Raw genomic sequence first — 23,014 nt, forward strand, 5'->3', positions numbered from 1 at the left:
AAAGGCAATATCATTTTTTTGTAATTTCACTTCTAAATCTAGCGGTAATATGAGTTGATTCATGTTATAATTTTTATACATAAAGAGTCTCCTTTTGGTTGGTTTGGTGTGGTAACTTAATTTTATCAAAAGGGGCTCTTTTTATTCTATACAAAAACAAAAAAATTACAGATAAAAAGGACTTCGGCATCTTCATTTGCCGAAGTCCTTTCTTTAGCTAGGGTTTTGTCCCAGCCTCCTTTTCCCTATATTAGATTATTGAGCAGTTAAACCGCCATCAATAACAAATTCTGAACCAGTTGAGTAGCTAGATTCATCAGAAGCTAAGTATAATACTAAGTTTGAAACTTCTGAAGGCTCTGCTACACGGCCAATTGGAATATGTTTAGAAAATTCTTCTACTGCTGCTTTTGTATCTTCTTGAACAACCATTGGTGTTGCAATAACACCTGGGTGTACAGAGTTTACACGGATACCTTTACGAGATAATTCAAGAGCTGCTGCTTTTGTAATACCACGTACAGCGAATTTTGTATCTGTATAACCGACAGCGCCACCTACTAAGCCGTTCATAGATGAAATATTAACGATAGAGCCTTTGCCACCCTCGATCATAGCTGGTGCTACTGCTTTAATACCTAAGAATACAGATACTTGGTTGATTTCAACAATTTTACGATAATCTGAAAGTGTCATATCTAAAATTGATTTTGCCATTGTGATACCGGCATTATTTACTAAAACATCTACTTTACCGAATGCTTCTACTGCTTTATCTACAACTGATTTCCAGTCTTCTTCGCTTGTAACATTTTGTTTCACGAAAATTGCATTGTCGCCAAGTTCAGCGGCAGTTTGTTGACCTTTTTCTTCGTTCAAGTCTGTTAAAACTACTTTTGCGCCTTCTTCAATGAATAATTTTGCGTGAGCCGCACCCATACCTTGTGCTGCGCCTGTAATAATTGCTACTTTACCTTCTAAACGTGCCATGTTAAATAGCCTCCTTATATATGTGTAGATATTGCCTACACCTGTAAGTTACCATCTTTTATAATCCCATGTCAACGAAAAGCACTTATTTATTTTAACACTAAAGAATACTTGTATTAATTAGGAATGTTTAACAGTAAAGAAAATTTACACTTATCTAAAAGCACATTATAAGTCAAGTGATTAGCTTCTATTAAAAGGACCATTTAACTCATTAATCAGTAATTTTCTACTCCCTTCTAATCACCCTTTAAACAGTAAAGAAAGAACATATTGGCATCGTTTCGTGCCATGTTATAGCGGTAATGGTTAATCATATATTCCTTTAAAAAGAAGGTGGGTAGATATGTGATGAGTCAAACACTCGAAAATACATTACTACTGGGTGCTATATTTATTGTCGTCACAATTTTCGGCGTTCGTTACGTACAAAAACAACAAAAGCGAAAATTAATAACCGGTTTTATAGTAGGATTACTAATTTCTTTATTAGGTGTCGCGTTTATACAAGGGGCCAAGCTATCTGTTGAGCTTCAACAATGCTCTACTACACCATTGTCACAAACATTAACTGATGAACAATTTTTAGCAAAACTCACATATGCTGAGCGTTTCGGTGATTCACTTACTGTGCAAATTGATGATTTGCGACAACTCGCAAAAACAAAAGACTTTCATTCACTACAAATCGCCACAAATGAATTATCTACGTTATTAAAGGAACGTATTCACTCTATTAATTCATTAATCGAAAATGAAAATTTATCCTCACAGCAAACAAATTATTTACTACTTTATAAAAAAGGCCTCAGACAATATATTGATGCTACTACTCAGTTTGAAACCATTACCGAAACAAAAACAATTCATGCGCTACCTAACGCCTCTAAAAGATTTTCTCAGGGTCTAGCAACAATTGAACAGGCGCAGGTTATTATTAATTCAATGACCTAGAAAATGCTGAGACAAAACACGTCATATTCCTTTTTTAGTCTTCACAACGAAAAACCGGAACCGCGCCACAGCGCGATTCCGGTTTTTCTTATGCTCATGTGAGCAGTTATTTTACATGTATGTCAAAGCCTCTTTTTTATTGTTCCCCTTCTACTAAATCCTCTAATAAAATCGTTAAAAAGTGCTGTGCTTTTGGTGATAATTCTCTTTCTTTACGGTGGAGTACAACCGGTTCAAAAATAAGATGTAGGTCATCAGTTGGTACAATTTGAATTCCTGGAGTTTGCTGCACCCCCATCAGTGGCACAACACCAATCCCCATTTCTTTTTTCACAAGAGATTGTACAAGACCGATATCATGACATTCAATTTCAATATTTGGTTTTAAGCCTTTTTCATAAAAAGCATTTAAAACATTTTCATACATCGAATAACCTTCCATACGCCCTAAAACAATCAATGGCATCGTATGTAACTCAGCTAAGCTCACATGATTTTCTAAGAGCGACCAATTTTCTGGGAATAACGCCACAAAAATCTCTCGCGACAAAGTGCGCATTTCATAATCATGATCATACAAGGGCTTTAACATCATCGCGCACTCAATATCATTTTCACGAAGTTTTTCTTCCATTTGATGTGAGCTACCCTGTTGAATATTTAAAAATACATTTGGATATTGCTGTTTGAATTTTTTTAATGAACCTACACAAAGCTGCGCACATGCAGTCGAAAGTCCGATTGATAATGTACCCGCTTCGCCCAATTCAATCTCTTTTACTGTTCGACGCATAATTCCCATACGTGATTTTAATGCCTCTGCCTGTTCAAATACATACTGCCCTGTTTCTGTTATGGACCATTTTGTACGGTAACGCTCAATTAATGTCGTTTCAAGTTCTAGCTCTAATTTCTTTAATGCCTGACTTAGGGGTGGCTGTGCCATATGCAAGGCCTCTGCTGCTTTCGAAATATTCCCATGCTTCACAATTTCCGTGAAATAATGCAACTGTTTTAAATCCATTTTTCTCACCTCATTATATATTTTTTATATGTTTTATGACTAAATTATATATTTTTCATATTAATATTTACAGTTTATACTAACTATGAGTGACAGTTTAAAACAGGAGGCTTTTTTTTGAAACATTATGATCGAACAATTAAACAGGTAACCGTTTATTTAAGCGGGCTGTTTATCTTAACACTTGGCATCAGCCTTTCCATTTATGCAGGACTTGGTGTCTCGCCTGTATCCTCACTTGCTTATGCCTTTACATTAGCAACAGGAATTTCTGTTGGGCTAACTACTATTATCGCCAACGTCTTATTTATTATTATTCAAATTATCATTACACGTGAATGGAAATTTCGCTCCTATTTAGCACAATTTATTATTACATTATTTTTTGGCTCCTTTGCTGATTTTACTCTTTGGCTCGTTCAAGCCTTTTTGCCAATGCCTGAAACAATGCTACTGCGCGTCGTTTATTTAATGGCTAGTTTATTTGTCGTATCATTTGGCTTACTTGGATACTTATCTGCTCGCTTACCAATGATGCCTTACGATGCTTTAACCTATGTCATCAGCGACCATTTCAATATGACATTTAGTAAAGCTAAAGTAACAAGTGACCTTTTAAATGTCATTATCGCAGGAATCGTCTGCCTACTAACTGTTCATCAACTAGGTTCTATCGGTATCGGTACAATTATTGCGGCATTATTTATAGGGAAAATTTTAGGTGTTTTTATTCGCTCTTGGCAACAACCACTTGTTAAATGGATGATGCATTCAAAGTATAAACCGTAAAAAAAATAAACACATTTACATGTAAACAAAAAGTAAATCGTGCTTATTATCTGAATATTTACGTTTCAAATTATGTAGTGTGGGAATATAATGATTAGTAAGAATATAAACTTCTTACCCATGTTATATTCTCCCTAAATAAAGAAAAAGCCCGTCACTCCCCAGATGGCGGGCTTTTTCTTTATATTTTTATGTATTAAAAAACTTCTCTCATTGGGTGAGAGAAGCGTAAGCGATTTATACAGAATCTGTACCTTAATACCATACCATACATCTATTACAGTTTCCTAATAAATTTCGTATTTAATTTATAAATTTTTGAATTGCTGTTGTTAAAATGTTTAATTGGTCAACCATCGGCGAATGACCACAATCTTTAATTTTTAAAACTTTTGCTTTACCTCCAAAATCTGTAATAATCTCCTGGGTCATTTTTTCTGATACAACATAATCTCTATCCCCATAAATTATTAACATAGGCACTTGAATTTCATCGATTTCATCTGTGATATCAAATGTGTGTAGTGCATAATACACATCACCTAAATTTTGCTGTGTACAAATATCGCGTAAATACTTTCCGTAGTGATCGTGATCTGGTTTATAATGCGTATAAATTAATTGCTCCCATACTGCTTGGATACCTGCATAGTTTTTCATACGTTGCATGGTCTCAACAGGCACTGTCACAAATGGATCATGAATAATTTCTTCTTTAGTTTCTGCTATACGCTGCTGCGCCTGTAAGAAAAATGGATACCCTCTCGTTGATGCTGATGCCACAAGAATGCATTTTTCGATACGATGCTCTGTATCATCTATGCACATATCCATCGCTACTGCACCACCTGTTGACCAGCCGACCAATGTTACATTACGTAAATCTAACTTAGCCATCCATTCTTCCACATCATGACTAAAATCCTCAATGCGCTCAATCTCTCTACTATAAGAGGATTCCCCAAAACCTCTTAAATCTACAGCGTAAATCGTATACTTTTCATCTAGCGCTTCCATTACCGTATCCCAATGAAGTGACGATGTCATATTACCATGAATCAGTACAATTGTTTTGTCCCCTGTTCCTGGGCGATGACGATATGCAATTATTTCCCCATTCTCTAATGCTACTGTTGGCAGCCCCATTATAAGCCCTCCTAAAATTGTATTTTTTACCAATTAAACTATACCCTTTTATTATTTATTAAGACAAATTTTCCCACAAAAAAAAGCATTTCCAAAGAAAACTCTTCGAAAACGCTTTTCTTTATCGACTTTTTACGACAAGCGTAATTGCTTCTTGCACGACCTCATTCATTTTATCATCATCGCCTTCGTTCTCACGAATACATTCTAATAAATTATCTGTTACAATAACGCCAATTGTACGATCAACACCTGAACGAATTGCACTCAGTTGTGTAATGACTTCCTTACAATCTTTGCCTTCTTCCATCATTCGAAGAACACCACGCAATTGACCTTCGATACGTTTTAAACGATTCATAGCTTTTGCATCGTATTGCATCGAACCACCACCTTGTTCATTAATGCCCTTATCATAATACCCCCATCCGTATAAGTCAACTATTATTGCTCTACTATTCATATATAGCTTAGTAAAATTAATGTCCGTAGCACGGCTAATTTCCATAAAAAAATGCCTGCTCAAATTGAACAGACATTTTTTTATTTTTTATTTTGCAACGTCAATAATACGTCCTTCTGTTTTATTATTGACAGTTTTTAATGATTTTAATTGTTCCTCAAAGTTCTCCCAATCAGATAAACCTAGATCTTGTACTCGACCATCGGCATACGCTTTTTCAAATGTTGCAAAGCCATCTCCACCTTTAGCAGTAAAGGCGTTTGTTGCAATTGTATAGGTTTGATCATCCTTGACATCTACATAATCATCCCCCTGTTTAATTTGGAATGATACGATACGTGAGCCAACTGGTTTAGATGAATCAAATGTGTATTTACCACCTGCAATGTGTAAGAATCCACCACTTTCTTTTGGCGAGTCTTTTACACCATGCTCTAACGCTGCACGTAAATCTGCTCCTGAAATATCAACCGTCGCTAGCGTATTACCAAATGGTAGTACAGCAATCACTTCACCGACTGTAATCGGACCTGCGTTAATCGACGAACGAATTCCCCCACCATTTTGAAGTGCTAATACGACTTTATTGTTTAATGTTTTTGCCTTTGCTAGCATGCCATCTGTAATGTAATCGCCAAGTGCCGTTTCATTTGCGCGAACACTTTCTGTAGATGTAGCGGATGCACGTGGATTCGTTAATTCTTCTTCAGCCACTACGCCCGTTTCTTCATTACTAATTTCAGCAATACGATCCTTATACTGTTTTAATTTTTCCGCAGCGGCTGGATTTTCTGCTTTTTCTGCAACATTTACTAAATGCTGTTCAGAAGCAGTAACTTCACCTTTTTTATCAAATGTCACACTTAAATTCCCTAAATTTTCACCATATTGACCTGTTTGAACAATAACAGTTGGTGCTTTTTCATTATTATCATTATCTGTATCAACGGTAACAACCTGATCTAATTTCGTATGGGTATGACCACCTACAATGACATCAATTCCTTTAACTGTTTTCGCTAAAATTTGGTCATTGTCATATACCGGGCTATCATCGTAACCAATATGTGTTAAGGCAATAATTTTATCGACATTTTGTCCTTTAAATGCTTTTACCGCTTTTTGCGCTTCTGCAATATAATTGTTAAATTCTATTGAACCAGGGCTTGAAATATCTTTTGTTTCCGCTGTTGTCAGGCCAAAGATACCCACTTTTTGCCCGTCAACTTCTTTAATAATACCTGTATAAATTTGACCTTTTTCTGGATTCGAACTTACCAAGTCAGAGAATAAGCCTTTGAATTTATCATCTTTTGAAAAATCGACATTTGCACTAACAAACGGGAAGTTGGCGTCTTTGATAAAGTCTACTAATGCTTGGTGTCCTTCAGCAGATGACCCTAAATCAAATTCATGATTTCCAAAAGTCGCTGCATCGTAGCCCATCATATTCATAAATTCTAAGTCCGCTTGTCCTTTGAATTCATTGAAGTACAGCGTTCCACTAAATACATCACCTGCATCTAATAACACATTGCTTGGATTATCTTTACGAATTTCATTAATTGCTGTTACACGCTTTGCCACACTATCTAAGTGCGCATGCGTATCATTTGTATGCATAATCGTTAACGAAAAATCCTGTTTAACACCATCTTTGAATTTATAGGTTTTACCATTAATCGTGACATTGCCATTTGCTAAATGCCCCTTTAAATAATACTTGCTATCTTTCCACCCATTAAATCGCTTGCCATCTTCAAAAAGAATTTTATTGTATTCCCCTGTTAATGGTAGACCGTCTTTAAAGCGTAATTTTTGCTGCCCTGAGTATCCCGTATATGGCTTTCCTTGATGGTAATACACATCGTTATACCAATACGAAGCTTTCTTTCCTTTATTATAATAAGTATTTTTGTAAATTCCTTTAAATAACTTGCCGTCTTTATATAACTTACCGTTGTACGTTTTATACCCTTTAACTACTTTTTTCGTTTTAACATCTACTAATTTTCCATTAACAATTTTGTATGTTGTTTTCGCATTTGTAACTCCTGGCGCCATCGCAATCGCTGACGTGAACATCGCCGTGCTCAGTGCAATTGCCGTCAATTGTTTCTTTTTCATCAAAACCCTCCTAAAATTGTCAAAATAGTCTTACTTGTTTATAGTATATAATAGAAGATAGTCTAAAATATAGTTATTTTAAGTTTATTAATATGAAATTTATTTAAATTTAATGTCATATGAACCAAATATTTAACTATTTTGAAGGGGGTATACGTATGCAACTTGCACAACTTATGCTATATGTAGAAAATCAAAAAGAAATTCGTGATTTTTGGGTAAAGCATTTTGATTTTGTTGTTAAAAATGAAGTAATGAATGGTGATATGTATATGATTGAACTTTCACCACATGCAAATGCGGAAACAACCATCATTTTACATAATCGCGAACAAATAATGAAAATGTCTCCAGAAATCGATATGACAACACCTTCATTATTATTTGCAACATCCGATTTAGAGAAGCTCCATGCTCGATTAGTAGCAGCAAATGTTACAGTAGGTGAAATTGTCGATATGCCTGGATATCGTGTGTTTAATTTTGCTGATCCAGAAAATCATTACTTTGCTGTTAAACAAGCCTAACGTTGACCTTTTGTATATTTGTAAACATTTTTACTTTCATACAAAAAGAAACTTCGTACAATTCATGATACTTTACCAACTTGTAAGAAATTAAAGTACATTACTAAAAACCATTTTTTTATAACCGATGATATACGTATGGAGGTGTGCGGCCATGTATCTTTTAGGTATTATCGCATTTATTACCGCATTTTTAATGATAGCTTTATTCTCCTATCTCTTTAACGAAAAATCTGAAGTCATCGTTGATGGATTAACAGAAGAGGAAGAAAATGCTTTATTAGAAGCGCATGAACAACAACAACGATTATTATGGCGTACAAGCTATATATTATTAACAGCTTTTGTCATCGCGATTGCACTTATTTTTGCACAGTCTTTATTAAATTATTATCGTTAAAAAGGAATCCACTCTTTGTTTGTTACAAAGAATGGATTTTTTGTTTATTTGTAAAAAAAATTACTTGTAAACATATTAACCGTAAAAAAGGAATCGTAACAAGTGCACGATTCCTTTGGGCTTTATGACGAAATAGAGTGTTCATTCTCTTCAAAGTCATCATGGCTCGCTTCAATATGTCCACAATGTGGGCATGTGTAAACATAAGTTGGGTGATGTAGCGCTGTAAACGTACCATGATCTATTTCAATACGATCTTGTAAACTCAAAATTCGATTACATTTTGAACACGTCATCGCTTGGCTATTCATACTCACCGCCTCTTTCATTTATATTGAGACATTTGTAGCTATCGCTTTATGCGCCTTACCTTACTGATAAACATCTGGTAATTTTGAAGAATTAGAGATTACTTTATTTAGCATCATGTCTGCATCTGGATTATCAGAGATCATAAGTAATTCTCGTTGCTTGTCAGAATGTACCGGTTCAATATAGAAACCTTCATTCATTATGACATGTACATACTGTGTCATGTCTCTACCCATTATTAATTTATATTCTTGTCCGTCCATTTCTAACACAATAGCATCTCGTTCGATTCTTTTCATGACTGCCTTCATTTATTTTCCCGCCTTTCATTAAATCAACAATTTGAAATGATAAGCGCATCCAACGTCATCTAGCTATATATGTCTTTTGGTAGACTATACCCATTCTCTTCTTTTTTAATCTAAAATGCCTGTATATATGATGTATTTTCAGAATAAAAAAAGAGTAACGAATTATCGTTACTCTCCACTTATATAGCTTACATCATTATCGCGCCATCTACATGTAAGACATGCCCTGTAATATATTTTGCTTCATCAGAAGCTAAAAAAGCATACGCATTAGCAATATCTTCTGGTTCACCAAGCTTTTGTAATGGGATAGTCGCTTCCATCTTTTCAATTACTTTTTCAGGCATTGCAGCAACCATTGCTGTTTTAATAAAACCTGGTGCTACGGCATTTGCTGTTACACCATTACGGCCAAATTCTTTTGCCCAAGACTTCGTCATTCCAACAATTGCCGCTTTTGAAGCCGCATAGTTTGTTTGACCAATGTTACCATAAATGCCACTTACTGAAGATGTCGAAATGATTCGACCATATTGCTTCTCTTTTAAAATTGGATATACAGCTTGTGTACAATTAAATGCACCCTTAACATTCACATTCATTACTTGATCAAATTGTTCATCTGTCATTTTGTGTAACATTGCATCACGCGTAATGCCGGCATTATTTACAAGAATATCAACTGTCCCGAATTGATCTACTGCAAATTGCACCATTTCTGCTACGCTCTTTTTATCTGTCACATTTAGTTTGAAAAAGCGAGCTGAATCCCCAAGATTTTTCGCCACTTCTTCGCCATGATCAGCAAAATCCGCCACTACGACTTTTGCTCCTTCAGCCACAAATTTTTTCGCTGCTGCTTCCCCAATACCATTTGCAGCACCCGTAATAATGGCTACTTTGTTTTCTAAACGCATATAAAACCCTCCTCATATAAATTCGCTCAGCAAAATCCGTCACACCCCTGTGACATTGCTGGCTTTTTCTAATCTTAAAATTCAAATTGTCCCAGATTAGAAAAGTAATTTAGGAAAAATAGTAAATAATTAGTCTGCTATTTTTACTAAATCATATGTAAATTATAGCAAATTTTTGAAATTTAATATGTTTTCTTTTCAAATTATTGAATTTTTTTGAAAAAATTAAAAAATACTAGCTTAAATCGGGAAGTTACTATAGAGGCAGCCGATTATTATAGACATGTATAAAAAATAAACCGATCTACATATGGTATATCTTTTCTATGTAGTTTGTTATATGTATATAATGATTATAAGAAATGCATTATCACTTCATGTAAATATTTTGTATAATAAACAAAAGGAGGAGTTTCGATGGCAACATTATACGTTTCACGTTATAAAGAAGGGGCTTATCAGTCTTTATTAGAGGCTTTAGAACATGCAGAAGATAACGATTGTTTAGAAGTTTCTGCAGGCATCTATGATGAAGTGCTAGTCCTACGTAAACCTGTAACCATTCATGGACATGGTGCTGTATGTATTATAGGTGATCTTGTTGTAGCACCTAATGTAAAGGCGACAGTCCAAAATTTACATTTCGAAAATGTTTTAGAAATGAAGGAAGCCACTGTACATTTTGAAAATTGTTGTTTTGCAGGCAACTATACGGAGCATACAATTTTAGCTCAAAACTCAACAATTAATTTGACAGATTGTTATTTTGAAAGCTCAGCTAAGGAAGCGAACAAAGCTTTCTTAGCAGTGGCTCAATCAACAATCAATTTATCAAAATGTCAATTTAACGGTAAATATTACGCAATATTTGCGAAAGAATGCCAATTAACAATTGATCACACACTCTTTAAAAATCAATTAAAAACACATCTTTATATGGAAGAAAGTCAATTAACAAGTACTCATAGTCGCTTTCAACAAGCTGTGCAAGCAATTGTTGCAACGAAAAAAACAACACTCAATATTTCTACAAGTTACTTCTCTGAACATACAATGGGGACGCAAATTGAACTTGCTCAATCATCAATGATTTTAACGAATAGTCAATTTCAAAAAGCGAAACAGCATCTTATATTAATCGATAGTCAAGCATCTGTTTCTGCAACACTTTTTACAGAAACAACAGATACACAAATCACTGCATCACAAAATTCTACATTCCGCGCAAAACATATGGAATTAACATATGGTGAACATCATGCCATCTTAGGCCAAAATAGCGCGATTTATTTAACTGAGTGTAAAATTATGGAGCATAAAGGAAAGGAAAAAGCTCAAATTCAATTAAATCATTGCCAGTTACATATCGATAATACAGCTATTTATCGTGGTAGCCACCGTGCCATTTTTGCTACACAATCCGAGCTTTCTATTAGCACTACACATTTTATGACACATCGGGGCGTTCAACTAGAAGCTGTTGGTGGAAATTGCAAACTAACAGCATGTGAATTCCAATCTGAGCTAGCTAGTGCCATTTTATTAGCTGAGCAAGTTACTGGTACAATTAACGATTGTGCCTTTATCATTGCGGCTAAAAATCATATTACATTGGCAGCTAAGTGTGATATTGACATTACACATTGTCGTTTCGATCGTTGTGGAGGAAATGCAATCAATGTAAATAATAGTGCAATACGATTACAAAATATTATCGTGATGGGGCATCCATCTAACTTTCCAGCTATCTTCTTAGCACAAACTCAATTTAAAATTGATATACTTCAAATCTCAAATTCAAATGCCATTGCATTGCAGATTAACGACCGCAGTAGTGGAACGGCTGAAAATCTAACATTCCATAATAATATGGATATTAATATCGATCTACTTAATAGTGAAGCTATTTTCAAAAATCTTACATTATATGATGGTACTTATGGAATTTATGCAAATAATAGCAAACTAACTATTAATAATATCGAATGTGAAAACCAAAAATTAGATGGTATTCGTTGTCTTGAAAACGGTCATTTATTATTAACTCAAGGAAAATTTAGTGGCGCTAATCAATATGGTTTAGCTAGTGAATATTGCACACTCTCACTAGAGCATGTAAATTTCATCAATAATGGTAGTGGAATTTATACAAAGGGTGCTACAGTAACATTAAATGATAGTCAAATATCCAAAAATAAACAACATGGTATTTGTGCAATAAGTAGCTCATTTAATTTATTAGATGTCTTATTCTCGCAAAACCTTGCAATACAATTTGATGCAACTCGTTCTACTTTACAATTACAACAAATTCATTTTAATAATGGTGGAACCGCTTTAGCATTAACAAATAAAGTGAACGCTACCTTTAATATGGTAACTTGTACAGACCATCTCCATCCGACAATCACAATTGATCAAAGTACACTTATTGGAAAGAAATGCTTTATTGCTGGTGGAGCCGATTATGGTGTGCGTGGAAAATCTAGTCAAATTACCTTTACAGATAGCACATTCAAACAACACGAAAAAGATGAATTTTATTTAGAAGGTGATAGTGAAGCTGTATTAACAGAATGTGAGATAGCGCCAAAACGTGCAAATGAACGTGGGGCTACACTTTTTGATAACTCTACAGTTTCATTAAATGGCTATATGATGTATCGCAAACGCAGTTCGTAAATTAATAAACTTGTTTACAAATAAACAAAAACCCCGTACGCTAGCAAATAACGTTAGCATACGGGGTTTTATTTATTGGTTCTTATAAGAATATTTCATCAACAAGTAAATTTGTAAACATTTAAACTTGTTTAAATTGATACATATCCTTATTTATCTTTTCAACGTACTGTAAGATAGTTGATTTAGCTAATTGCTCATTCATAATTGCCCCATATGCTTGTTTGAGTTGTTCAAACGAAAATGTTTCTGGTAACAATTCAAGTGCTAATGGTGAAGTTTGTGCTCTTTCTCGCATACGTAAAATTGCATAGACAATTGCTTTAGCATGATCAAATGCAATATTTTGTTGTTCAACAATATTTATTTTTTCATGTAATTGCTTTCCAACTTGTGTATACGTAATATCCAGCTCAGCTGACAACGTTCCTTTCTGTGGATGACTTAAGCGTAACATTATACGCTGTGTTCCTACATATTTTTTCACAACAGGAAGTTCAATCGTAAAAAGAGCTACGTCAGCTGCATCATCAGCTGCTTTTGCAGCCAATAACGCCTCTCGATTTACAAGTGCTAAATAAGATGCGCTAATTACGCGCATCCGAGGATCACGATTTACATCTGACCATGTATATAACTGTGTTGCATAAATTTGTTGAAGTCCAGTTTCTTCTTGCAACTCACGCAGAGCTGCAGTATCTAAATCTTCGTCCATATCAACAAAGCCCCCTGGAAATGCCCAACTTTGCTTAAAAGGATGTTGCTTTCTTTGAATTAGTAATAGTTGAAGTTTCTCATGTTGATTCGTAAAAATAATCATATCGGTTGTCATGCTAGGTGTTTCATATTTTCCTTTTTCATTCGCTTGATACCATTCAATGAATTGCTGTTCCGTCATATTTGTTGTATCCATTTTTATCACCTTCATAGAGTATTTTTTTGTCAAAAGGGAATAACAATACCATCTTATCTTTAAGGAGGAAATTCCATTGATTACACCTTATTTAATTTTTAATGGCGAGGCAACAGAAGCTATCACTTTTTACGCCAATGCTTTCCAAAGTAACGATACATCTATTATGACATTTGGCGAGGCACCTGAAAACCCTGAGCATCCAATACCGATGGATGCTAAAAATCGAGTAATGCATGGGTATGTAACAGTGGCTGGAGAAAAAATTATGTTCTCTGGTACATTTAGCGACGCACCTGCCTCAATTGGTAATAATATTACATTGGCCATTATTTCAAATGATAAAGAATTTATGCGTCAAGCATTTACTAATCTCTCTAAAGAGGGTGACATTTTAATGGATTTGCAAGAAACTTTCTTTAGTCCTCTTTATGGGTCAATACGAGATAAATACGATATAGAATGGCAATTCAGCTACGAATAAACAATCTGTTATATATCAGAGTTGCACACACTGTGTAGCTCTTTTTCTATTGTTTTAACTACCTAAAACTGAAATATTCTCATTTTACACTTATTTTTGTTCTATAACTACTTGATTTTTTTGTATTCTGTTATATAATAGATTTAATTATAAAATAATTGAAGGAGCTGGTTAGCTATGATTCAACTATTACACGTAACCCCCAAAACCGTAGGAAAATTTATTGGCTTAGGATCTACACGTAAAGTGGATCGCTTTGACCAGTTTGTCGTTAAAACATTTTTACATCCGCTTGGAAAGAAACAAAGCTATCTAGAACAAAAAATGTATGAACATTTATATAAAGAAAACTTACATGCCAATGTTGCACCTGTTTTACACATGGATGAACAAATATGTGTCCAGCCTTATTATCGTCCTGTTCCAGCTGACCTTGGAAATTATGCAATCGATTTTGAAACAGACCCACGTGTAACAGATTCATTAAAACAAGCCATTCATCTTTTAAAAGATGAAATGGATTGTTATGATATTTTTGATAGTAGTAATTACGCATTAAATAAAGAAGGCAAACTTATGTTAATTGACTATGGCATGACCTACGAGATGTATATGACCGAATGGCTGCCTTTAGCACGCCAGGGTATTCTTCCACAAATTTCAATGGGACAATGTGAAAGCTGTGGTGTCGTAAAAGAACTCCGTATTTATGGAGAAGATGATCCAGATCGTCGTTGCGTTTCTTGTGGGAAAATTTAGAGGTATTATTAATTAGCTACTATTCGTACTTTAAAAATAAACACGTAAAAATGTTTACATTTTTACATTATAAAACCCGTTCAAAAAGCCATTAACTTTTTGAACGGGTTTTTATGTATGCCAAAGTTATTCTCTAATTAACTAACTTTGGCGTAATTAGTTATTAATTCATTCTAACTATCCATTAATATAATTACACATGTATATTTGTAAACATTTTTACTTATTTAAAATACGATTCATTACTTCTACATCTTGACGCTGTTCATCATCTAATGACTTCATATATGAATCAATCATATCATTTACTAATTCATTCGCACTTTTAAATTCACATACTTTCACTAAATTTGAAATGCGATTTTTCGTCTCTTCATCAACACGTAGCATCGCTGCTTTATGTTGAACAGATTTTACACTTTTAATTTCTTCACTTACTTCATCCTTATTATATTTTAAATGATCAGGTAATGCTCGATCATGACGTAATAATGATTTTTTTGCCATCATTAATCCTCCTCAATTTCCACAATACGTTTAATAAACTCATCGACAATTTCATCATACAAATTATGTACACGGTGATCATGCATATCATCATTTGTAATCCCTACTGAGTTAAAACGTTTAATACGCTCCATTGTTTTCACACGGTGCTCAAAAAGATTTTCTTCACCAAAAATAGCAATTGCATTTTGCATCGTTGCTTGTTCTACACGCGAATCTGCTTTTAAAATTACCGGTAAAATACCAACAATCTCTAATTGTGCTTTATCTTCATCTAGTAGATCTTGTAAATAATTAATAAATACTTCTGCACCATCTAATGATGCTTCCTGCGTTTGTAAAACCAATACGACATAATCAGTTGCTGCAAGAGCTGCATCTGTAATATCTGAAATAGTCGGCGGAACATCAATTAAAATAAAATCATACTCGTCTTGAATTGATTTTAATAATTCACGGAAGTAGAAAATTCGTTCACGCTCAGCCTGGTCTGTCATACCCGGAAATTTCTTTTGTAAGAATTTGGGGTATAAATGGAATGTTGGCGTATTGGGAATTAAATCTAGATTATCGTGAATCGTAAAAATTGTTGTAGCTAAATCGCCAGCTTTTACACCATCTAACATATAATTTGAAATAACTGGTGTTTCCTCACGTTCAGTCATATACGTTTTTAATAAAAATGTTGTCGCATTTGCTTGTGGATCTTTATCAACAACTAACACTTTATAACCTTGTTTTGCAAGTGTATATGCGAAAAGGACAGCATTTGTTGTTTTTCCTGTACCGCCTTTAAAGTTTGCAAACGTAATAATTCTTGTCACTAAAAACCCTCCTTATACTATAGTTGTTATTTATTATACATGAAAATAGTAAATAAATAAAATAGTAAAAATGTTTACATGATTACATATTTAAATGAATGTTTCACGTGGAACATTCATTTAAACTGTTTCTACTAATCTTTTTTCTCCCGCATAAAATGAAGCATGCCTTATGCAACTTAACTTACTCTAAAAAAGAGGCTGGGACAAAACACGTCATGTTCCTTTTTTAGCGTTCGCAACGAAAAACCGGAACCGCGCCACCGCGCAATTCCGGTTTTTCTTATGCTCATATGAACGGTTGTTTGTATACATATGTCCCAGCCTCTTTTTTATTTCAGCTTTTAATCAATAAGTGCTTCCGCTAATAAACGATAACTTTCTAATCGATGTTCAAAAGTAGATTGATTTGAATTAATCATAGCTTCATCAAAACCATATAAGTGTTGGTCTGCTAGCAATTGTTCAGCTACTTGTTCTTTAGTACCTACTAAATGTAATTTACGGTTTTGTTCAATTGTGGCTAAGTCCATTTCAGACAATGGATAATTTTGAGCTTCTTCTGGCGTAAGTGCTTGTTGCGGTTCACCACGCATCAACTGTAGTCTAGAGATATCAATTGATTTCGCACGGTATTCTGCTTCCTCTTTTGTATCAGCTACTGTTGCCGCATAACTAACAATAATTTGAGGCTCTTTCATAAAATCAGATGGAATAAATCGTTCGCGGTATAAATCAAAAATCTCCTTTGTTGCTTGCCCATTAAAAAATTGTGCAAATGAATAACCTACACCGTAATCTGCAGCTTTTGCTGCACTTTGTCCAGTAGAGCCTAGTAACCACATACTAGCTAATGGAACTTTAGCTGGTGTTGTTATTACATTTGTATATGCTTGATCATCGGCTCTTTCTCCTGCCATCAATTGCTGGATAGCCATTAATTTATTATATTGTTCATCTACAAAAGGTCGCTTCCCTTGTGCCAAAGCATACGTTGCTGCATAGTCTCCGCCCGGAGCACGACCTAAACCTAAGTCAACTCTCCCTGGCGCAAAAGCACTTAACGTATTAAACTGCTCCGCAATCTTCAGTGCAGAATAATGCATCATCATGATGCCACCAGTTCCTACATGAATACGATTTGTTTGTGCTGCAATATATGTTGCGGTAATTTCTGGTGCGCTACTTGCTAATGTACGTGTGTTATGATGTTCTGCCAACCAGAAACGCTCATAGCCTAGGTCATCTGCATGCTTCGCTAAAGCTACACTATTATGTAGCGCCTGTTGTGCCGTCATTCCCTTAGCAATAGGGATTTGATCTAGTATGCTTAATTTCATATTATGACCTTCTTTCTACTTTCACAAGATATCTCTATACTAGCAATTCTTATTTCATTTTCCTATAAATTTGCCTACATTTAAAACTCTATATTATAGAAGAAACTCCGTTCAAACGAACGGAGTTTACTTGTAAACATTTTTACTTATTAACTATTATGATTCATTTGTACAAGTGAGAACCATTTTTCACAATAAGCTTCTAATGGCTTCCTATTTTTTATTGAAATCTTTTTCGGTGGATTTTTTAAATACCGATGTAATGTACTGTAGGAAACATTCGCCTCTGCTGCTGCCACCTTAATCGTAATACTTCGTTCTTCAATAATAAATGCTACTTTCTCCATTAAAGATAATTCTTCGACTTCTTCAACGGGCTCATGCGGAACATCAATTACTTTAGAAGCTAATTTCAATTCTGCAATACGTTTGTTTTCTACAACAAGTTGATCTGGGGGCGTGATAGAAATATCTAGTTTTTCCCACACATGTAAATACCATAATCGTTTTGCCGTTTCAACTTCTTCAAATGGCTCTGTATACTTCCAAGATTTAATCACTTCATCATTTAGTAAATCATCTAGCACTCTTTCTACACGCTCACGCAAACGTGCCCCGTGTACACTATTTTTCCCAAAATCCATAATTTCAATTAGATGTCCTACACGGAAGGTTGATGCCTCTGAATTACGTTGGTTTTTCCATTCCGAATTTAGAAAGCGCACTAACCGCTTATGCTGACGATGTTTATAATAATTGTATTGAAATACCTTATAATCTAAATAGGCAAATGCTTGGTCATTATGAATTAACAATCGGTCGATTAAAGGTGAGGGTTTAATGGTCACTGAATAAATCCCTTTTGCTTTTTTTGTTTTTTTGTCATATGCCATCTCAATTGAGCCTATTTGGAATAATGGATGGAAATCTGCAAATTCATAATTTTGGCGGTCAATATCTTCTGTTTCTGGGTTGATAACAATGAAATCATCATTATCCATCGCAATCCAAACAGATGCAAGTGTCGCAACACGCTGCATAATATCAAACCGCTCTTTTTCTCGTACACGGAATGACTTTTCATAAGGGTCTTCAAATTTTAATCGTAATGCCTGGTCACTGTCAAAATGAATATAGCCATAATCATTTTTAGGCTGTTTCATCCAAGAAAATGCAATTAAATCAAATAAGTCAGCAGATAGTTCATCTAAAGCGGAATTCGTTGATTCTAAGAGTGAAAACCAAATACGTTGTTTTTCTAATGTATCCGCTGGTAATCGCTGGATTTCTTCATCTGTACGAATTTCCGCAGTCCCTTGCTTCACACCATCTACAACAATTTCCTTTTGTAAATCTCCATCTTCATTTTCCTCAAAATCTTTTTTTGTTACTAAATCACGCAAAGCTTGATAACTATGGCTAGAGTTTGTAATTAAATATTCCTGATCTTTTATTGCCGATACAATTTGTTCAGTTCCAATATCTGGCATATCAAGTGATAACTGCTCCTCTGGCTTATGCTCAACAATTATAAAATCATCAAAGGGCTTAGAAGGGGAGGGCTGTTTGACATTATCAAGTTCTTGTTTTTTTACTTTTGGTTCTTTTTTGGGTGGCGTAGTCTTTTTCTTTTTAACGGGTTTTGGCTTAATACCCTCTTCTAAAACTGGGCGCATAACTTGGTCTAATAAATGACGTTGAGTATCATCCGCTAGTTTTTCACGCAAATCAATTTTTCGAAATGCCCGATTATCGAGCATGATGAGCTGCACAAAATTTAAAAGTTTTTGAAAACTTTTTGATGGCTTATAATCATCTTCTTGTTGCATCATCATCACATCAGTTGTCCATTCTGCTACATGCTCAAATTCGTCAATATATAACGGCTGTACCGCTTCACAAATTGCGAGTGGTTGTAAATCCTTCGTTAAATATACATTATCAAGCATCGCTGAATAATCCATAGGGGATACAGCCTCCTTTATTCTCATATTTATTAAAAGTATATCAAAACTCCATTGTAAAATCTTATAATCTCATTTTTATGTAATATGTGCCCAATAAATTATCGGGCACATAAAATATCGATTAACCACTCTTATTGCAAGATGTGCCCAATACTTCTCCTTGTTTATCTACATAATCTCATTTTTATACCTCATCTACCCAATAAATTTAATTAATTGCTAAAGAAAGCCTGCTATATAAGCATTCTATTAAATATCATTATCGTGCATATTGTGCCCAATAAACTCTTTTTCTTATTAAATTTTATGTTTTTGCTCTATCTGCTTAATAAATAGCGGTTGTATCTACCCAATAAAGCGCTGAAAATCTCATTTTAAGTGTTGCATCTACCCAATAAAATATTCTGACAATTCTTGAACATACCGATTTATCAATGTTTTTCTATAATCTCATTTTTTACATGCAATCTCATTTTAAGTGTTGCATCTACCCAATAAATCAAAAAAATCAACTATTTTTATAAAAAAGATGCCTTTTATGTGCTATTTTGCTCTCACTTTTTTTTCACAAAAAGTGGATACACCCTATAAAATTTTTTTTGAGTTGCATCTACCCAATAAATTAAGCTATTTTTGCTGTTTTTTATTGTAAAACAATAAAAAATGGTCTTTTATTCCATTAAAATTAGCGGTTGCATCTACCCAATAAATCATTTTAAGCGGTTGCATCTACCCAATAAATTTTTTGTTATATGTATAAAATCTTTTATTGACAACTCAAATCGGCATTTTTTATATAAACTAAAAATCTCAAAATCTCATTTTTGCGGTAGTATGTTGCACACTTTGACAACTGAATCACTGTTCAAAAAACGCTGTAACACTTGATATGACAGCGTTTATCACGGTTTCAAAAAATGAGATAGTGTAAAAAGTAACCTTTTTTTTCGCTTATAATAATTTAACAATAGCGAGAGGAGGATACCTATGCAATTTCATTTTGAAGATTTTATTAATACACTCTTTCATGATAGCTTACGAACAGCACAAAATATGGAAAAAACACCAAATCGACAAGGCGGTATTTTTGCCGTTAAACAAAAGGAACATTTGCAAACAGCTTACGGAGTACAAGGCGATATTATTACATCGAAAAAACAATTATGTTCACGTGTAAATAACTACTCACATTTTACGCCGAATCCTTATTTACAATATCGCTATACGAATCGCTATAAAGAATATGTAAAGGGCTTCGAAGAACAAAACCTTTTACAAGTGAATACATTTGTAATCGATATTGATACAAAAAATTATTCTCCTCAAGAAATTTTACTTGCTTGCTTGGACGATAGTATTGGTACACCGACACTGTTACTAGAATCGACAAGAGGCTATCAACTTTATTTTATTTTAAGTAAGCCGCTTCATTTGAAAAAAGGAGGGGTTGGATTAGCTGTGGCTAAAAAAATAGCTGCACAACTCAAGAAAAGTCTTACTTGTGTAGGTGCAGATATCTTTTGCAATGATTTTGGTTTTTTCCGCATGCCTACAAAAAAAAATGTGCTGTGGGTAGATTTGACACATACATATGATATTTCTCAATTAATCAATTGGTCGCAACAGCAAGAGGATGACACAATCTCATTTTTCGTGTCAAACAACTCACAACGCCAATCCTTAACACAACAAGAGTGGTTTAAAGCGCTGCTACAAACACCTGATATTCATGGTGGAAAAGGAATTTTAGGACGTAATAATACATTATTCACACTGGCGCTAGCATGCTATGCTGATCAAATCTCATTTTCAGATGCAATGTGCACATTAGGCTCATTTAATGCACAGCTTCTCAAACCATTGTCTGCACGTGAATTTCATGCCATTATGAAATCTGCCTATAGTGGGCGTTACCAAGGTCCTGAGCGTTTTTATATTGAGCAATTAACAGAAGCGTATACAAACGTAAAACCGTATGTAAACTATAAAGGCTGGTATAAGCATAAAAAAGAACGTGCAGCTCGTACGCGTAGCCATTTAAGTGAATGGGAGCAAGATCTAATCACATATATCGAAGCTCAACCACATCAAGATGGATTTTTATGGACAACTCAGCGAGAGCTATGTAAAACTCTAGGAATCCCTAAAAGTACTTTAAACAAGCTTCTAAAGCATTCTAACATTGTGTTAACGCGTACTTTTGGTAAAGGCCGTAATGCGATGACTGGTTTTACAACACGCACTCTTTTTAATGCTGAAATGGTATCACTCTATTTAAGCAAGAAAAAACATACTAAAAAACAATACCTAGCTTTTTTAACAACATACATCCATGCCGTAGAAGCATGCGATGTTTCTTTAGCACGCACATCATTTATTGAAGAATTACAGCAACTAAAAATGAATTTAATAAATGGTCCACAATGCCATTACATATCTATATCTAGGCATAGAAAAAGCACAGCAATTACATAATCACTGTGCTTAAAAGAATTATTTATTGACCACTAAATACATCTTTTGCTTCATTGCGAATTTCTTCTAGACGTTTACGGTCTTGTTGACGTTGGATAACTTGTTCATCTTTTACCTGTTTGTATTCATCAATACCTTTAGTAATGGTATCCCACATATCTTCAATGGTATCCATTTTAATGCTTGATGTACCGGTTCTGCGTGCAATATCTACACTTTGATTCATAATGTCTTTTGTTGTTTCACGGAGCATTTCATTAGCTCGATCTTCAAAGGCGTTAATTGAATCTGCATGAAGCTTTTGACGTTTGGCATTGACAGCATTAATGATGCCCATTTTAAAGATTGGAATCGTTGTTACAAAGGCGCTATTAATTTTAGCGATTAAATCATTATTACCACGTTGAATGGTTTTAATTTGAGGAGCTGCAATAACAGCAACCATACGTGCTTTTTCTAAGTCGTCAACTTTACGGTCTAGAATTTCTTCGGCTGTACGAAGATTTTCTAGTTGAATACGTGCCATTTGATTACCAGCAGCTACTTGTGTTTCAAGTTTAGGAATATCTTGTTGACGTAGTTCTTCTAGCTTCATTTCAGCTGCAACAGCATATTTTTCAAGATTTAAGTAGTATTGAATATCTTCTTGATAAAGGCCTTCTAAATCGACGTTGTTTTTCTTTAATTCATCTTCAATAATCATAAATTGCTGATGAATTTTATCAATTTCACTACCAAGTGATGTGTATTTAGCAAATAAAGAATCAATGCTTTTCTTAGCGCGATTAAATAGTTTACCAAAGAAGCTAGGCTCTTTCAAAATCTCATCTTTATCAAATTTGTTCATGACTTTTTCAAGTTGTTTTAGTAAATCACTTGAATCATCTAGTTTTGATAATGTCATAGAATGTAGAATTTTATCTGTAAAACGTGATAGCTCCTGAGACGGCTCTTTACCTAAAGTTAAGATATCGTTAGCATCACGCCAATCAACTGCTTTGATAATAGATGCTACCTCTGGATCGTTTCGAAGTGCTAAACGTGTTTCATTAGCTGTTTGCTCTGTTAGACCTTCTTTTTGTAATGGAATTAACTCTGACATA

Annotated in this window: 22 protein-coding genes; 8 read left to right on the forward strand and 14 right to left on the reverse strand. The window is 34.4% G+C overall.

The features are described from left to right. Positions 1 to 255 precede the first annotated feature (255 nt). Complete coding sequence (locus QI30_RS15680; RefSeq protein ID WP_126991527.1) at positions 256 to 990, reverse strand: glucose 1-dehydrogenase; 735 nt, start codon at positions 988 to 990, stop codon at positions 256 to 258. A 348-nt stretch (positions 991 to 1,338) separates the two neighbouring features. Here QI30_RS15680 and QI30_RS15685 point away from each other — a divergent pair, with 348 nt between their 5' ends. Then, positions 1,339 to 1,944 (forward strand): hypothetical protein, encoded by a 606-nt coding sequence (locus tag QI30_RS15685; protein WP_126991528.1) that lies wholly within the window; start codon positions 1,339 to 1,341, stop codon positions 1,942 to 1,944. Positions 1,945 to 2,080: 136 nt separating this feature from the next. On the opposite strand, the gene QI30_RS15690 is transcribed toward QI30_RS15685, so the two are convergent. Then, a complete protein-coding gene (locus QI30_RS15690) occupies positions 2,081 to 2,968 on the reverse strand; it encodes a LysR family transcriptional regulator (protein ID WP_126991529.1) in 888 nt (295 codons plus the stop codon). Positions 2,969 to 3,085: 117 nt separating this feature from the next. Between QI30_RS15690 and QI30_RS15695 the strand changes: the two genes are divergently transcribed. After that, positions 3,086 to 3,757: a YczE/YyaS/YitT family protein gene (locus tag QI30_RS15695; RefSeq protein WP_126991530.1), complete on the forward strand. Its 672-nt coding sequence runs from the start codon at positions 3,086 to 3,088 to the stop codon at positions 3,755 to 3,757. Positions 3,758 to 4,060: 303 nt separating this feature from the next. Here the strand turns inward: QI30_RS15695 and QI30_RS15700 are convergent, their stop codons facing one another. The 3 genes from QI30_RS15700 to QI30_RS15710 all read right to left on the reverse strand — a co-directional run bounded on the left by QI30_RS15700 (position 4,061) and on the right by QI30_RS15710 (position 7,493). Continuing rightward, positions 4,061 to 4,903: an alpha/beta fold hydrolase gene (locus tag QI30_RS15700; RefSeq protein ID WP_126991531.1), complete on the reverse strand. Its 843-nt coding sequence runs from the start codon at positions 4,901 to 4,903 to the stop codon at positions 4,061 to 4,063. A gap of 121 nt (positions 4,904 to 5,024) precedes the next feature. Beyond that, complete coding sequence (locus QI30_RS15705) at positions 5,025 to 5,285, reverse strand: metal-sensitive transcriptional regulator (RefSeq protein WP_126991666.1); 261 nt, start codon at positions 5,283 to 5,285, stop codon at positions 5,025 to 5,027. A 168-nt stretch (positions 5,286 to 5,453) separates the two neighbouring features. Continuing rightward, positions 5,454 to 7,493 carry a bifunctional metallophosphatase/5'-nucleotidase gene (locus QI30_RS15710; protein ID WP_126991532.1) on the reverse strand — a complete coding sequence of 680 codons (2,040 nt, stop codon included), beginning with the start codon at positions 7,491 to 7,493 and terminating at the stop codon, positions 5,454 to 5,456. Positions 7,494 to 7,651: 158 nt separating this feature from the next. On the opposite strand from QI30_RS15710, the gene QI30_RS15715 reads away from it, so the two are divergent. Both QI30_RS15715 and QI30_RS15720 read left to right on the forward strand, forming a co-directional pair. Further along, on the forward strand, positions 7,652 to 8,020 hold the full coding sequence (locus QI30_RS15715) for a VOC family protein (RefSeq protein WP_370323625.1): 369 nt from the start codon (positions 7,652 to 7,654) through the stop codon (positions 8,018 to 8,020). 154 nt (positions 8,021 to 8,174) lie between these two features. After that, positions 8,175 to 8,420 (forward strand): hypothetical protein, encoded by a 246-nt coding sequence (locus QI30_RS15720; protein WP_126991533.1) that lies wholly within the window; start codon positions 8,175 to 8,177, stop codon positions 8,418 to 8,420. Between the two features lie 122 nt (positions 8,421 to 8,542). Here the strand turns inward: QI30_RS15720 and QI30_RS15725 are convergent, their stop codons facing one another. The 3 genes from QI30_RS15725 to fabG all read right to left on the reverse strand — a co-directional run bounded on the left by QI30_RS15725 (position 8,543) and on the right by fabG (position 9,960). After that, on the reverse strand, positions 8,543 to 8,731 hold the full coding sequence (locus QI30_RS15725; RefSeq protein WP_126991534.1) for a hypothetical protein: 189 nt from the start codon (positions 8,729 to 8,731) through the stop codon (positions 8,543 to 8,545). 60 nt (positions 8,732 to 8,791) lie between these two features. Further along, entirely contained in the window at positions 8,792 to 9,043 is a 252-nt protein-coding gene (locus QI30_RS20270; protein ID WP_148113869.1) for a hypothetical protein, read from the reverse strand. A 188-nt stretch (positions 9,044 to 9,231) separates the two neighbouring features. Continuing rightward, complete coding sequence (fabG, locus tag QI30_RS15730; RefSeq protein ID WP_126991535.1) at positions 9,232 to 9,960, reverse strand: 3-oxoacyl-ACP reductase FabG; 729 nt, start codon at positions 9,958 to 9,960, stop codon at positions 9,232 to 9,234. Between the two features lie 417 nt (positions 9,961 to 10,377). Here fabG and QI30_RS15735 point away from each other — a divergent pair, with 417 nt between their 5' ends. Further along, positions 10,378 to 12,642 carry a right-handed parallel beta-helix repeat-containing protein gene (locus QI30_RS15735; protein ID WP_126991536.1) on the forward strand — a complete coding sequence of 755 codons (2,265 nt, stop codon included), beginning with the start codon at positions 10,378 to 10,380 and terminating at the stop codon, positions 12,640 to 12,642. A 121-nt stretch (positions 12,643 to 12,763) separates the two neighbouring features. On the opposite strand, the gene QI30_RS15740 is transcribed toward QI30_RS15735, so the two are convergent. After that, positions 12,764 to 13,555, reverse strand: a complete 792-nt coding sequence (locus tag QI30_RS15740; RefSeq protein WP_158621047.1) for an NUDIX hydrolase — start codon at positions 13,553 to 13,555, stop codon at positions 12,764 to 12,766. A 76-nt stretch (positions 13,556 to 13,631) separates the two neighbouring features. On the opposite strand from QI30_RS15740, the gene QI30_RS15745 reads away from it, so the two are divergent. Together QI30_RS15745 and QI30_RS15750 are read left to right on the forward strand one after the other, a co-directional pair. After that, positions 13,632 to 14,039, forward strand: coding sequence for a VOC family protein (locus QI30_RS15745; RefSeq protein ID WP_126991538.1), 408 nt, complete (start codon positions 13,632 to 13,634; stop codon positions 14,037 to 14,039). A gap of 177 nt (positions 14,040 to 14,216) precedes the next feature. Further along, complete coding sequence (locus tag QI30_RS15750; RefSeq protein ID WP_126991539.1) at positions 14,217 to 14,798, forward strand: hypothetical protein; 582 nt, start codon at positions 14,217 to 14,219, stop codon at positions 14,796 to 14,798. A 219-nt stretch (positions 14,799 to 15,017) separates the two neighbouring features. Here QI30_RS15750 and QI30_RS15755 read toward each other — a convergent pair whose 3' ends face one another. The 4 genes from QI30_RS15755 to QI30_RS15770 all read right to left on the reverse strand — a co-directional run bounded on the left by QI30_RS15755 (position 15,018) and on the right by QI30_RS15770 (position 19,433). Continuing rightward, complete coding sequence (locus tag QI30_RS15755; protein ID WP_126991540.1) at positions 15,018 to 15,305, reverse strand: DUF5388 domain-containing protein; 288 nt, start codon at positions 15,303 to 15,305, stop codon at positions 15,018 to 15,020. A gap of 2 nt (positions 15,306 to 15,307) precedes the next feature. Continuing rightward, positions 15,308 to 16,129: a ParA family protein gene (locus QI30_RS15760; protein WP_126991541.1), complete on the reverse strand. Its 822-nt coding sequence runs from the start codon at positions 16,127 to 16,129 to the stop codon at positions 15,308 to 15,310. Positions 16,130 to 16,473: 344 nt separating this feature from the next. Next, a complete protein-coding gene (locus QI30_RS15765; protein WP_126991542.1) occupies positions 16,474 to 17,469 on the reverse strand; it encodes an LLM class flavin-dependent oxidoreductase in 996 nt (331 codons plus the stop codon). Between the two features lie 149 nt (positions 17,470 to 17,618). Next, on the reverse strand, positions 17,619 to 19,433 hold the full coding sequence (locus tag QI30_RS15770; protein ID WP_126991543.1) for an XRE family transcriptional regulator: 1,815 nt from the start codon (positions 19,431 to 19,433) through the stop codon (positions 17,619 to 17,621). A gap of 990 nt (positions 19,434 to 20,423) precedes the next feature. Here QI30_RS15770 and QI30_RS15775 point away from each other — a divergent pair. Continuing rightward, positions 20,424 to 21,911, forward strand: a complete 1,488-nt coding sequence (locus QI30_RS15775) for a primase C-terminal domain-containing protein (RefSeq protein ID WP_126991544.1) — start codon at positions 20,424 to 20,426, stop codon at positions 21,909 to 21,911. Between the two features lie 22 nt (positions 21,912 to 21,933). Here the strand turns inward: QI30_RS15775 and QI30_RS15780 are convergent, their stop codons facing one another. Continuing rightward, a complete protein-coding gene (locus tag QI30_RS15780) occupies positions 21,934 to 23,013 on the reverse strand; it encodes a toxic anion resistance protein (RefSeq protein WP_126991545.1) in 1,080 nt (359 codons plus the stop codon). Position 23,014 lies beyond the last annotated feature (1 nt).

It is taken from the genome of Candidatus Kurthia intestinigallinarum (assembly GCF_003991225.1).
In the GTDB taxonomy this organism is placed as follows: domain Bacteria; phylum Bacillota; class Bacilli; order Bacillales_A; family Planococcaceae; genus Kurthia; species Kurthia populi.

What these genes read in the sequence shown, in the direction of transcription:
- QI30_RS20270 (WP_148113869.1), bottom strand. Translation starts at nt 9,043, where the DNA reads ATGAAGGCAGTCATGAAAAGAATCGAACGAGATGCTATTGTGTTAGAA.
- QI30_RS15680 (WP_126991527.1), bottom strand. Translation starts at nt 990, where the DNA reads ATGGCACGTTTAGAAGGTAAAGTAGCAATTATTACAGGCGCAGCACAA.
- QI30_RS15725 (WP_126991534.1), bottom strand. Translation starts at nt 8,731, where the DNA reads ATGAATAGCCAAGCGATGACGTGTTCAAAATGTAATCGAATTTTGAGT.
- QI30_RS15705 (WP_126991666.1), bottom strand. Translation starts at nt 5,285, where the DNA reads ATGCAATACGATGCAAAAGCTATGAATCGTTTAAAACGTATCGAAGGT.
- QI30_RS15710 (WP_126991532.1), bottom strand. Translation starts at nt 7,493, where the DNA reads ATGAAAAAGAAACAATTGACGGCAATTGCACTGAGCACGGCGATGTTC.
- fabG (WP_126991535.1), bottom strand. Translation starts at nt 9,960, where the DNA reads ATGCGTTTAGAAAACAAAGTAGCCATTATTACGGGTGCTGCAAATGGT.
- QI30_RS15755 (WP_126991540.1), bottom strand. Translation starts at nt 15,305, where the DNA reads ATGGCAAAAAAATCATTATTACGTCATGATCGAGCATTACCTGATCAT.
- QI30_RS15770 (WP_126991543.1), bottom strand. Translation starts at nt 19,433, where the DNA reads ATGGATTATTCAGCGATGCTTGATAATGTATATTTAACGAAGGATTTA.
- QI30_RS15750 (WP_126991539.1), top strand. Translation starts at nt 14,217, where the DNA reads ATGATTCAACTATTACACGTAACCCCCAAAACCGTAGGAAAATTTATT.
- QI30_RS15690 (WP_126991529.1), bottom strand. Translation starts at nt 2,968, where the DNA reads ATGGATTTAAAACAGTTGCATTATTTCACGGAAATTGTGAAGCATGGG.
- QI30_RS15735 (WP_126991536.1), top strand. Translation starts at nt 10,378, where the DNA reads ATGGCAACATTATACGTTTCACGTTATAAAGAAGGGGCTTATCAGTCT.
- QI30_RS15700 (WP_126991531.1), bottom strand. Translation starts at nt 4,903, where the DNA reads ATGGGGCTGCCAACAGTAGCATTAGAGAATGGGGAAATAATTGCATAT.
- QI30_RS15715 (WP_370323625.1), top strand. Translation starts at nt 7,652, where the DNA reads ATGCAACTTGCACAACTTATGCTATATGTAGAAAATCAAAAAGAAATT.
- QI30_RS15775 (WP_126991544.1), top strand. Translation starts at nt 20,424, where the DNA reads ATGCAATTTCATTTTGAAGATTTTATTAATACACTCTTTCATGATAGC.
- QI30_RS15740 (WP_158621047.1), bottom strand. Translation starts at nt 13,555, where the DNA reads ATGGATACAACAAATATGACGGAACAGCAATTCATTGAATGGTATCAA.
- QI30_RS15720 (WP_126991533.1), top strand. Translation starts at nt 8,175, where the DNA reads ATGTATCTTTTAGGTATTATCGCATTTATTACCGCATTTTTAATGATA.
- QI30_RS15780 (WP_126991545.1), bottom strand. Translation starts at nt 23,013, where the DNA reads ATGTCAGAGTTAATTCCATTACAAAAAGAAGGTCTAACAGAGCAAACA.
- QI30_RS15765 (WP_126991542.1), bottom strand. Translation starts at nt 17,469, where the DNA reads ATGAAATTAAGCATACTAGATCAAATCCCTATTGCTAAGGGAATGACG.